10 protein-coding genes are annotated in these 11,636 nt (G+C 67.4%); 8 read left to right on the top strand and 2 right to left on the bottom strand.

Translation table 11 applies throughout. The annotated features are described in order from the left end of the window. The first annotated feature begins 227 nt into the window (after window positions 1–227). The 4 genes from QZT59_RS01465 (at window position 228) to QZT59_RS01480 (ending at window position 6,554) form a co-directional block, all read left to right on the top strand. Window positions 228–1,031 carry an inositol monophosphatase gene (locus QZT59_RS01465; protein ID WP_290810327.1) on the top strand — a complete coding sequence of 268 codons (804 nt, stop codon included), beginning with the start codon at window positions 228–230 and terminating at the stop codon, window positions 1,029–1,031. 173 nt (window positions 1,032–1,204) lie between these two features. Further along, window positions 1,205–2,332 (top strand): DUF63 family protein, encoded by a 1,128-nt coding sequence (locus QZT59_RS01470; RefSeq protein ID WP_290810330.1) that lies wholly within the window; start codon window positions 1,205–1,207, stop codon window positions 2,330–2,332. A gap of 401 nt (window positions 2,333–2,733) precedes the next feature. Then, on the top strand, window positions 2,734–5,802 hold the full coding sequence (locus tag QZT59_RS01475) for an MMPL family transporter (RefSeq protein WP_290810334.1): 3,069 nt from the start codon (window positions 2,734–2,736) through the stop codon (window positions 5,800–5,802). Beyond that, window positions 5,799–6,554 carry a helix-turn-helix domain-containing protein gene (locus QZT59_RS01480; RefSeq protein ID WP_290810336.1) on the top strand — a complete coding sequence of 252 codons (756 nt, stop codon included), beginning with the start codon at window positions 5,799–5,801 and terminating at the stop codon, window positions 6,552–6,554. The genes QZT59_RS01475 and QZT59_RS01480 overlap by 4 nt, the downstream gene beginning before the upstream one ends. Before the next feature lie 167 nt (window positions 6,555–6,721). Here the strand turns inward: QZT59_RS01480 and QZT59_RS01485 are convergent, their stop codons facing one another. Continuing rightward, window positions 6,722–7,039: a HalOD1 output domain-containing protein gene (locus tag QZT59_RS01485; protein WP_290810339.1), complete on the bottom strand. Its 318-nt coding sequence runs from the start codon at window positions 7,037–7,039 to the stop codon at window positions 6,722–6,724. Between the two features lie 178 nt (window positions 7,040–7,217). On the opposite strand from QZT59_RS01485, the gene QZT59_RS01490 reads away from it, so the two are divergent. Further along, a complete protein-coding gene (locus QZT59_RS01490; RefSeq protein WP_290810341.1) occupies window positions 7,218–8,123 on the top strand; it encodes an NOP5/NOP56 family protein in 906 nt (301 codons plus the stop codon). Beyond that, a complete protein-coding gene (locus QZT59_RS01495) occupies window positions 8,116–8,754 on the top strand; it encodes a fibrillarin-like rRNA/tRNA 2'-O-methyltransferase (protein WP_290810343.1) in 639 nt (212 codons plus the stop codon). The genes QZT59_RS01490 and QZT59_RS01495 overlap by 8 nt, the downstream gene beginning before the upstream one ends. Before the next feature lie 175 nt (window positions 8,755–8,929). On the opposite strand, the gene QZT59_RS01500 is transcribed toward QZT59_RS01495, so the two are convergent. Beyond that, on the bottom strand, window positions 8,930–9,475 hold the full coding sequence (locus QZT59_RS01500; RefSeq protein ID WP_290810346.1) for a hypothetical protein: 546 nt from the start codon (window positions 9,473–9,475) through the stop codon (window positions 8,930–8,932). A 126-nt stretch (window positions 9,476–9,601) separates the two neighbouring features. Here QZT59_RS01500 and QZT59_RS01505 point away from each other — a divergent pair, with 126 nt between their 5' ends. Both QZT59_RS01505 and QZT59_RS01510 read left to right on the top strand, forming a co-directional pair. Then, the gene (locus tag QZT59_RS01505) at window positions 9,602–10,690 is read left to right on the top strand and encodes a glutamate--cysteine ligase (RefSeq protein WP_290810349.1); all 1,089 of its coding nucleotides are present in this window, start codon (window positions 9,602–9,604) and stop codon (window positions 10,688–10,690) included. 321 nt (window positions 10,691–11,011) lie between these two features. Beyond that, a complete protein-coding gene (locus QZT59_RS01510; protein ID WP_290810352.1) occupies window positions 11,012–11,629 on the top strand; it encodes a helix-turn-helix domain-containing protein in 618 nt (205 codons plus the stop codon). The last annotated feature ends 7 nt before the right edge of the window (window positions 11,630–11,636 follow it).

Below are 11,636 nucleotides of genomic sequence, written 5' to 3' on the forward strand. Positions count from 1 at the left end.
GGCGCACTGCGCGCCGAGCGAAATGCACCGGAGGGATCGAACAACGCCGGGGTTCCGCGCGAAGCGCGGGTTCCCGGAGGTGGTTCGATTCCCTCCCCTCGCACTGACCGCAGTGCGGCAAGACGGAGCGTCTTGCCCTCGCAACACTTCCGGGCGGGGAGATCGAAGTCGAGAGCCGCCGCTCCACGAAACACCACACCTTAGCCCGCGGCCGTTCGAGGGCGCGTATGAACCCCAACGGACGCGCCTCCGGGCGCGAGCTGGTCGCGATCGAGGCGGCACGGGCGGGCGGGATGGTCGCCCGGGAATCCTTCCGATCAGAGATCGAGGTGGAGACGAAGTCCTCGAAGACGGACCTCGTGACGCGAGCGGACCGGGACGCCCAGCGAACCGTCGGCGATCGAATTCGAGCGTCCTATCCCGACGAGCCGATCGTGGGCGAGGAGGACGACGAGCTCACGGCGCTTCCCGAGACGGGCTCCGCGTGGATCGTGGATCCGATCGACGGGACGGCGAACTTCGTTCGCGGCATCTCCACCTTCGCGACGGCGGTCGCCGCCGTTGCCGACGGCGAACCCGTGGCCTCGTCGCTCGTCTTCCCGGCCCTGGGCGACGCCTACGCCGCGGGGCCCGACGGCGCCTGGCGCGACGGCGAACGGCTCGCGGTGAGCGAACGCGACGATCCGGAGGTCTGTGCGGTCTGTCCGACGCTCTGGTGGGGTCGAGACGGTCGCGAGGAGTACGCGCGAGCGTGTCGGGAGATCGTCGAACGATTCGGCGATCTCCGACGGTTCGGCTGCGCGCAAGCGGAACTCGCGATGGTCGCATCGGGGGCGCTCGACGCCACGCTGACGAACGTGGAGGCGAATCCGTGGGACACGGTGGCCGGCGTTCAGCTGATCCGGGCCGCCGGCGGGACGGTGACCGATCTCGAGGGCGACCGCTGGCGTCACGATAGTACGGGGCTCGTCGCGTCGAACGGGAGGATTCACGACGAGGCGCTGGCGGCGGCGCGCGCAATCTGTGAGTGACGAGTCCGCACGGATACCGACCGTCGACTGACGAGCAGGCCCAAGGTGCGAGCGTCGAGGCACGCACCCGGTTCCGTCCGACGGCTTTCGCCCCGGATCGCCGCGTCGGCGTTCTCGTTCGACTGGTGAGTCGAACCGGAAACGATAACCGGATTCACTCCCGCGTGTCGTTCATGCAGGAGTACATCGACCGCTACGGGGCCGAACGACTCTGGGCGGCGACCGTCGCGGCGCTCGTCGCGGCGATCGCGCTCGGGTCCATCCTGTTCCCACAGCGATTCTACGTCGAGTTCATCTGGCAGTACTACTGGGGACCCGTCGTGGCCGACGCGAACGGCTGGGGGTGCGTCGCGTGGGCCGGCGGCGAGGAACTGCCGTGCAATCAGGCCGGGGCCGACGCGGGCCCGACCGCGAGTCCCGGCTACACCTTCGTCTCCTACGCCGGCTACATTCCGACGCTCCTCCTGTTACTCGTCGGCTTCCTCTTCGTGATTCGCTGGCTGGACATCGACCGCTATCGCGCCGGCTTCTGGGGACTGTTCCCGTTCATGCTGTTCGGCGGCGCGCTGCGGACGGTCGAGGACGCGAACGTCGCGACGGGCGACACTGCGGGTGAGATGGTGTTCTCGTTGCCGTGGTCGGCGTTCATCATCAGTCCCTTCATCTACGTGGTGGTCGCGCTGGCGGCGCTGGCGGCCCTCGTCGTCGCGGTGTGGCTCGAGCGCCGCGGGTACGTCCCCGGCTACGAGTACGCCCTCGCGGGGATCGGAACGGCGGCGCTCGTCGTGACGCTCGGCGTGCTAGCCTACCTCGCGAACGTCGGGGACAACCACGGGTTCTTCCCGATGATCAGCGTCGTCACGCTCGTCGGCGCGACGATCATCACGGCGGTCGTCTGGGTCGCCATCGATCGATTCGCGCCGGAACTCAACCGGGGGACGCGGTACATGGGCATCGCCGTCATCTGGGCGCACAGCGTCGACGGCGTCGCGAACGTCATCGGCCTCGACTGGGCGACGTCGTTCGGCCTGCCCCACGACCTCTCGCCGAAACATCCCGTCAACGCGGCCATCCAGCGGTATACCGGCGAGATCCTTCCCGAGTCGATCACGGCGACGACCGGCGAGGTCTGGCCGTTCCTCCTCGTCAAGGTCGCTGCGGCCGTGTTCATCATCTGGGTCTTCAACGACGAGGTCTTCGACGAGAGCCCGCGGTTCGCGATCTTGCTGATGCTGACCGTGGTCGCCGTCGGACTCGGTCCCGGGACGAGGGACATGCTGCGAGCCACGTTCGGCGTCTGAGCGACCGTCGGCCGCGCTGCCGTATCGAGGAAATCGTCCGCCGGTCCGCCGGTGCTGGCGCGTCGGCTGGATAGGCGAGTCGCCTCGATCCCGTTCGATCCCTCCGCGAGGCGCCCACCCGAGCGACGCTTCGGAATATTCGATCGGGAATCCGTCGGTCCGACCCGATCAGGTGAGTTCTAAGTCTGGGGATCCGTTGGACGGACCCGATCAGGTGAGTTCCGAGTCTGGGATTCGTCGGACCGAACCGGTGACGGTTCGAGCGACTGCCAACCAGTCGGCAAATACTGTCAGTTATACTATTAGTGGGGTCGAAACAACAGCTATAAAGCCGGCCGTTTAGTAGGATCCTAACAACTGATGAGTGCGAACTTCGAGCCGTGGGAAGGAGGGGTAGCCCGGTGAGCCTCCCGGACCGTATCGCGGACGTGATCACAACCCGGAGCAAGACCGTCCTCGTCGTGTTGCTGTTGCTCACGGTGCTGGTGGGCTCCGGGATGACGATGGTCGACGAGGAGACGTCCCTGGACCAGTTCGAGAGCGACTCGCCGGAGGTGGAAGCAGCCGAATACATCGACGAGAACTTCACCGTCGAAGACACGGAGAATCAAACCACGGTCCAGGTGATCGTCCGGGACGACAACGTCCTCTCACGGGAGTCGATCCTTGATTCGCTGGCGTTCCAGCAGGAGGTTCGGGCCAACGAAACGGTAAACGCCACGCTCGTCGACGACGATCCGATCAACGGGGTCGAGAACGCGCTGGCGATCACTCACGTTCAGCAGGAACGCGCCGGGGAACTCGAGGCGTCGACCGCCGAACTGGAGGGCGCCCTGGACGAGACTCGAGAACTCCAGCGAGAGTACGAGTCGTTGAACGCCTCCTACGAGGCGGGAGAGGTCTCCGACGAGGAGTACGCACAACGGGCCGGCGAGATCGAGGCCGGTCTGGACGAGATCCGCGGCGAGGCCACCGAGGGCCTGGACGACGAGCAGGCGGGTGTCTTCCTCGACGCGATGGAACAGGTTCGAGAGATCGAGTCCGAATTCGTCGCCCTGGAGCTCGCTTACGAGGCGGGCGAGATCTCGGAGGCGGAGTACGAAGCGAGTCAGGAGGAGCTCGGCGACGCGCTTGAAGGCGCCTACCAGCAGGGTACGTCGGGAGTCTACGCCGACGAGTTCGCCGAGCTCGAAGACGGCGAGACGCCGTCGCTCGACGAACAGATCGAAGCGATCGAGGGCCTCAAGGAGGACGAGTACGACGAACTCGTTCGGGACGTCCTCTCCGGGGACGACGACGGCGTCCTCAGGTTGATGCCGTCCGCCTACGAGCCGGGGACGGCCGACGCCGAGACGCGGATGACGGCGTTCACTCAGTCGACCGAAGACGGCGGGATGGACGACATGGGCGGCGTCGAAGGCGACGCGTTCGACGCCCAGCTCGACCTGCAGGAGCTGGCGAACGGCCAGGACCAGGACCTGATCGTCTTCGGATTCGGCATCATCAGCGACGAGATCGACCGCTCGATGGCGGACAGCCTGGCGATCGTCGGCCCGCTCGCGCTGTTGTTCGTCGTCGGTGCGCTCCTGATCGCCTACCGCGACCTGCTCGACATCGTCCTCGGCGTCGCCGGCATCTTCCTCGTCCTGATCTGGACGTTCGGCTTCATGGGCTGGACGGGGATCGCGTTCAACCAGATGTTCGTTGCCGTCCCGGTCCTGTTGATCGGTCTCTCGATCGACTACGCGATCCACGTCTTCATGCGTCACCGGGAACAGAGGGAGGCGCTACGCGCCTCCATAACGCGAACGGGCACCGATGCGGCCCGTGAGCAGCGGGAAGCCGACGGCAAGACGGACGACATCCGCGGATCGATGCGAATCGCGCTGGCCGGCGTGGGCGTCGCACTCGTCTGGGTCACTGCGACCGCGGCGATCGGCTTCCTGGCGAACCTGGTCAGCCCGATCGCCCCGATCCGGGAGTTCGGCATCGTCAGCGCGTTCGGCATCCTCGCGGCGCTGATCGTCTTCGGCGGGTTGATCCCCGCCGCCAAAGTCGAGCTCGATTCCGCCCTCGAGTCGGCGGGATTGGATCGCCGAAAGCGGGCGTTCGGAACCGGCGGCGGTCGGTTCAGCGACGCGCTCTCGATCGGGGCGACGGCCGCGCGACGCGCGCCGATCGTCCTGCTCGTCGCGGTGGTGCTGGTCACCGCCGCCGGGGTCTACGGGGCGGCGAACGTCGACACGAGTTTCGAGGAGGAGGATTTCCTCGCCGAGAGTCCGCCCGAGTGGACGCAGAACCTTCCCGAGATAATCAGACCCGGCGAATACCAGGCCAAGGCGAACATCGAGTTCGTCAACGAACACTTCGCGCGGGAGGACTCGCAGGCGCAGTTGCTGATGCGGGGTGACGTGGCCGACGACGACGCGCTCGAAGAGATCGCGTCGGCCGAAGAGCGCCTCGCCGACGGCGACGTCGTCTACACTCTCCCGACGGGCGAGGCCGACGTTCGCAGTCCGTTGTCGATGATGCAGGAGGTCGCCGACGAGGACCACGAGGCCTACAACGAATCGTTCGCGGCGTCGTTCGAGGCCGCCGACGAGACCGGGAACGACGTCCCGGATCGGGACGTCGAGGCGCTGTACGACGAGCTCTTCGAGGTCCATCCGGCCGCCAGCGAACTGCTCTACCGGACCGACGTCGGCGAGTACGAAGCGGCCCGGCTCGTCGTCGCGATCGAGGGCGGTGCGTCCTTCGGCGACACGACCGACGAGATGCGCGACGGCGCGAGCGACCTCGAGACCGCCGGCGACGGACGCTGGGAGGCGATCGCGACGGGTGACCCGATCGTCAGCTACGTCGTCGAGCAAGACCTCTTCGAGACGGTCATCCAGAGTCTGTTGATCACCCTCGTCGTGGTGTTCGGATTCCTCTCGATCGCCTACCGGCTGACGGGCAACAGCGCCGCCCTGGGGACCGTGACGCTGCTCCCGGTCGCGTTCGCGACCAGCTGGATCCTGGGCTCGATGTACCTGATGGGCATGCCGTTCAACGTCCTCACCGGGATGATCACCAGCCTCACCATCGGGCTCGGGGTAGCCTACAGCATCCACATCAGCTCGCGGTACACGCTCGAACTCGACCGACAGGGGAACGTCTGGGACGCCATGGAGACGACGGTCACCGGCACCGGCGGCGCGCTGCTCGGGAGCGCGGCCACGACCATCGGCGGGTTCGGCACGCTGTCGCTGGCAATCCTCCCGGTCCTTCGCCAGTTCGGCATCATCACGGGGTTGACGATCTTCTACGCCTTCCTGGCGAGCGTGGTCGTGCTTCCGTCGCTGCTCGTGCTCTGGACGCGGTACTTCGGGCCGACGGGAGTCTCGTTCGCCTGGTCGAGCGATCGAACGGAGGCGGTCGACGAACCCGGCGCGAGCGAACCGGACCCGACCGGAGGTGACGACGATTGACGCCGTCGGAATCCGAGGCCGTCGAAGCGTTCGAGCGGCTGGGGCTGACGAGCTACGAGTCCAAGGTGTTCATCGCGCTCCAGCAGCTCGGCTCGGGGACGGCTCGAGACGTCGCCCGCGTCACCGACGTCCCTCGATCGCAGGTCTACAGCGTCTCCGAGAGTCTCGAGGATCGCGGGCTCCTCGAGGTCCAGCAATCGAGCCCCATCCGGTACCGCCCGGTGAGCGTCGAGGAGGCCCGAAGTATCCTCCGCGACCGCTTCGAGAGCGAGCAAGAACGGGCCTTCGAGTACGTCGAAACGGTCCGCCAGGAGAGCGTCGGGGAGGAAGCGCAGGAGAATATCTGGACCGTCCGCGGCCGCGAGCGGGTCGACGATCGAGTCGTCGATCTCGTCACGGATTCGACCGATCGGGTGGTCTTCGGCGCGCGGCTTCCCGCGCTGGTGACGGACGAGATCGTCGGGGCCGTCGAGGCGCGGGCCGAGGACGGCGCCGACGTCCACGTCTTGAGCCGGTCGGCGGCGGTCCGATCGCTGTTCGACGACCACCCGCGGATCTCGGTGACCACGCCCCCGGAACACCGTTCGGAAGACGAACGTTCCGGACGGATCGTGCTGGCCGACGACGACACCATCCTCCTCAGCGTCGTCGACGAGGACGAGACCGAGACGGCGATCTGGAGCGCCGGTTCGCTGTTCGCGTCCGTGCTCATCCAGTTGATCGAGGAGAGCGCCGAGGCGCCGACGAGTTGATCCGGCCGCGATCGACGACGAATCGATCCGTCCGCGAGTCACGATCGACCGTCCGGACCCCGAGGTCCGCTGACCCCCGTGGACGGCGGTGCCGAGGCCCCGACCGTCGTGGACGGGAATGCCAATCGCGGAGATTCGCACATCGCCGGTCGAAATCCGTCGCCGGTTCAGAACGTCTTCTCCACGACGACGCGACCGGCGTCGCGGATCTGGACGTCGTACCGGTGTCCGTTGTTGAGGGTGAGATCGACGTCGACGGCGTCGTCGCCGTCGGTGCCGGCGACGAGTCGATCCAGCGCCGCCGAATCGAGGTGATCGTGAAGCGCAATGCCGAGCGTGTCCGGTGATTCCCGCGGGTCGACGTCCTCGATGGCGGCGATGGCCCGAACGATCGCGACGCTCGGCGGCGTGTCGTTATCGTACCGGCACTCGCCGAACGACTCGTCGTTCGGACCGCTCGAGACGCCCGTGTTCGATGAAGGCATAAGTCGTGGTCACTCAATTAAACCTCACACCTGCACGAGCGTGGTTCTGTCGGGCGCACTCGCAGGGGTTTCGATACGATACTCCTCCGAAACCCGTTGCGATCTTTCCGCCTCCCATCACGCGGTCGGCCCGCCGATTCGGGAACGCATTTACGGTCGGGGGGACTATCGCCGAACGATGAGTGACCGGACCGGAGCCGGGGAATCTGGCTGGTTCGCGGCCGCCGACACGGACGGTTCCGACGGGGACGCCGAGGCGATCGCCGCCGGAACGACGGACGAACCCGAGAACTGGCCCCGACTCGCCGTCGAAACCGGATTCGCGGAGACGACCGCGGCGTACTACGATCGACTCCACCGCGGAACCGTCGAGGCGACGCGAGCGGCCGTGGAGGACCGAGAGCGAGCGGACGATCGACAGCTGATCCACGCCGTGCGGGCGATGGACGACTGTCGCCGGACCGCGAACGAGCTGGCCGAGCGACTGTCGGAATGGGCCGGAACGATCGACCGCGACCCGGGAAGCGGGGTCTCCTACGCCCGCTCCGTGGCGAACGGCGAGACCGAGGTCGACGACGCGACCGTGGTATCGCTCGCCGGGCGGGTCGTCGACCTCGCCGAGGAGGCCGATCGCCTCGAAGCGACGATCCGGGAGCAGGCTCCGACCGTCGCACCGAACCTCTCGTCGATGGCCGGGCCCGTTCTCACCGCCCGCCTGCTCTCGCTCGCCGGCGGCCTCGAATCGCTCGCCAAGAAGCCGAGCGGGACGCTTCAGGTGCTCGGCGCGGAGGACGCGCTGTTCGCCCACCTCAGGGGACACGCCCCGTCGCCGAAACACGGCGTCATCTACACGCACGAAGCCGTCGGCGCCACCCGGCCCGAGGATCGCGGCTCGGCGGCCCGAGCGCTCGCGGGCAAGCTCACGATCGCCGCGCGGGTCGATCATTACTCCGGCGAACTCCGACCGGAACTGGCGGACGAACTCGCCGATCGGATTCGAACGATCCGGGCGCGTGCCGACGACGACGAACGGGCCGATGGATCGGAGACGGACGACGGCCAACGGAGGTCGGCCGATGAGTGAGTTGCCGACCGGCGTCGAACGCCGTCCGTTTGAGGGCCGCGAGCGCCTCGCCACGCGCGGGTCACCGGTCTACGGCGAACCGACGGACGGGGAGTGGCGCGCCTGGGACCCACGCCGTTCCAAGCTCGGCGCGATGCTCGAACTCGGGATGGAGACGGGACTGGCGGGCGGTCCGAACGAAACGGTGCTGTACCTCGGCGCCGCCAGCGGAACCACGGTGAGCCACGTCGCCGACTTCGCCGGACCGACGTACGCCGTCGAGTTCGCACCGCGACCCGCCCGGGACCTGCTCGAGGTCGCCGAATCGCGCTCCCGACTGTTCCCGCTGCTCGCGGATGCCAGGTTTCCCGAGCGATACGCCCACGTAGTCGAGGCCGACCTCGACGCCGTGATCCAGGACGTCGCCACGCGGGGACAGGCTCGGGTGGCGCTGGAGAACGGTCGGTTCCTGGCCGACGACGGGCGACTGATACTGGCCGTGAAGGCTCGGAGCGAGGACGTAACCGCCGAGCCGTCGACCGTCTTCGATGCGGTGCTGGACGACCTCGAGGAGGGCTACGAGGTGCTCGATACCGAGCGGCTCGACGGGTTCCACGCCGATCACCTTGGCGTCGTCGCGAGGCCCCGGTAGGGAGTCGGTCGCGGAGGTGTTCGTGACGGCTGGGCTCTCGGAGATTCGCGGTACGCATCGAGATCGCGAGAGGTCACGGGACGCATCGGGATCGCGAGAGGCTACGTGACGCATCGGGACCGCGCATATCTACGGTACGCATCGGGATCACGGGGGTTTACGGTGCGCATCCGGATTACGAGTTCGCGATTCGGGACGGACGATCCCGTCGGTCGTCCAGGTACCGCGCCACCGACTCGGCGGTTCGAGGAAAGCACATCGTCGCGATCGCGGCGAAAGCCGACGCGACGATCAGCCACGCGTACCACGCGCCGACCGCGTCGACGACGGCGGCGCCACCGTAGGCGCCGATGAGGACGACGGCGTTGTAATACACCAGCCGAAGAGCGAGCATCGACGGTCGAAGCGACACCCAGCCGAGCGTGTCCGTCCGGAACGGGGCGATCCAGCCGCCGCGGATGACGGTTCCGACCAGCCACATCGTCATCCAGACGACCAGCGCTCCCCCGGTGAGGGCGTATCCCTCCGCCGGCTCCGCCGCCATGATGGCGAACAACGACGGCAACGCCACCACCGAGACGTCCCCGAAGATGTACGTCGCGTCGTGGAGGAATCGGCCGAATCCGCTCTTCTCGACGCGGCCGAGCGAGCCGTAGCCGTACCACGTCCGCCGCTGGGTCGAGTACGCCGGGCGGGTGTCCCGGCCCGGAGCGCTCTTCATGCACCGGCGTACCACGGATCGAAACTTAACGATTCCCGCGGCCGAACCGGACGTTCGGGATGGTCGCGATCGACTCGACTGCCGACTCCAAAACCGTATTACCCCCTCAGGCGAAAGAGCCGTTCGATGGACCGCGGGTCGTCGGAGTCGTTCGACAGGATGGGCACGATCGGCGTCGAGGAGGAGTGTTTCGTCGTCGACGCGAACGGCCGTCCCACGAGCGGGACCGACGAACTCGTCTACGAGCACGACCCGCCGGAGATCCTGGTCGATCGACTCGACCACGAACTGTTCAAGTGCGTCATCGAGACGCAAACCCCGCTGATCGAGGATCCCGCCCGCGTCGGCGAGGCGCTTCGGGAGGTCCGCCGGGCGCTCGTCGACCACGCGGACGCGCACGGTTACGGGATCGCCGCCGCGGGATTGCACCCGCTCGCTCGTTGGCGGGAACTGGAACGGGCCGAGAAGCCGCGCTACCGATCGCAGCTCGATCGCATTCAGTATCCACAGCACCGAAACACGACCGCGGGCGTCCACGTTCACGTCGGCGTCGACGACGCCGACAAGGCGGTCTGGATCGCCAACGAGCTCCGCTGGTACGTCCCGGTCATGCTGGCGCTCTCTGCGAACTCTCCCTACTGGAACGGCTTCGATACCGGCTTGCAGTCCGCGCGGGCGAAGATCTTCGAGGCGCTGCCGAACACCGGCATGCCGACCTACTTCGAGGACTTCGAGTCCTTCGACCGGTTCGAACGCCGAATGGTCGACGGGGACGCGATCGCGGATCGAGGCGAGCTCTGGTACGACGTCAGACCCCACACGGGCCACGGTACCGTCGAGATTCGAACCCCTGACGGACAGGCCGATCCCGACGTCGTACTCGCGTTCGTCGAGTACGGCCACGCCCTGGTCGAAGATCTGGCGGCGGCCTACGAGGACGGCGCCCGGGGCCGCGCCCGGGATCACCGTCGCGAGGTTCTCGACGAGAACAAGTGGCGCGCGATCCGGAACGGCCACGAGGCGACGCTGTTCGACCGCGACCTGGAGGGGACGATCGATCTCGGCGAACTGGTCGACAGGGAGTGCGAACGGCTGGGAGTCGACGGTATCCGCCGCGTCTACGAGCGCGAGAGCGGCGCCGAACGCCAGCGGCGTCTCCTGGAGGACCCCGGCGTGGACGGGCTGTGCGCCGACCTGGAACTTCGGCCCGAGTGAACACGCCCTGGTCATCGATCGTGACGGACGCCTACGTCCAGAGCGCGCCACATCGTACCGCCGACGACTCCGAGCCGACACTTCGAACCGTCGACGACCCCGAGACGCCACGGCGAATCGTCTACGAGCCGTGACACTCCAACGAACCCGTCCCGCTCCCGGGACACCTCAGCGTCCGGTCCGACCGTTCGATCGCTCTACCGCGTCGGGAACGGGTAACAGAGAAGCCCGTCGTCGGACGACGGAGGGGACGAGCCCAGGTGCCAGACGTGCCACGCAAAGGTTTAATCCGGCAGGAGGCTTGGTCCCTCGTGAGAGGACATGACTGGAACGGACCCCGACGATCCGGACCTGACGGCCCGCGACGAGGTCCGATCCGAGACGAACGACGGTGAGGGGGCGACGACCATCGAGCAGGTCGACGGCCGAATCGTCGACCTCCTGGCCTGGATCCTCGACACGGAGACGCGCGCGAAGATCTACGTCTACCTGCTGGCCAACCCCGGGAGCACGAGCGAAGAGGTCGCGACGGGAACGGGCCTGTACCCGAGTACCGTCCGCGAAGCCCTCGCCGAGCTCAACGACGAGGGAAAGGTCAGCCGCCAGAAGCGTGCGAGCGACGGTGCCGGAAACAACCCGTACGAGTACACGGCGATCGCGCCGAGCGAACTCGTCGGCGGCATCGTCGATCAGGTCCAGCACGAACTGAACACGATTTTCACGCTGGATCGCGTGCTCGATCGGGGCGAACCCGGGTTCGGCGACGAGGACGTCGAGCCCGTCACGATCACCGTCGACGACGAAGTGACCGTCGACGCGAACGAGTCCGACGAATCGGGAGCGATCGACGAGCGCCCCAGCGGACCGCCTTCGATCCACGACGACCTCGACGAGAGCCGGCGATCGGGCGGTTCCCCGCGGGATCGCGACGAGCGGTGACCGATCG

The sequence above is a fragment of the Halovivax sp. genome (assembly GCA_007119345.1).
Classification (GTDB): Archaea; Halobacteriota; Halobacteria; order Halobacteriales; family Natrialbaceae; genus Halovivax.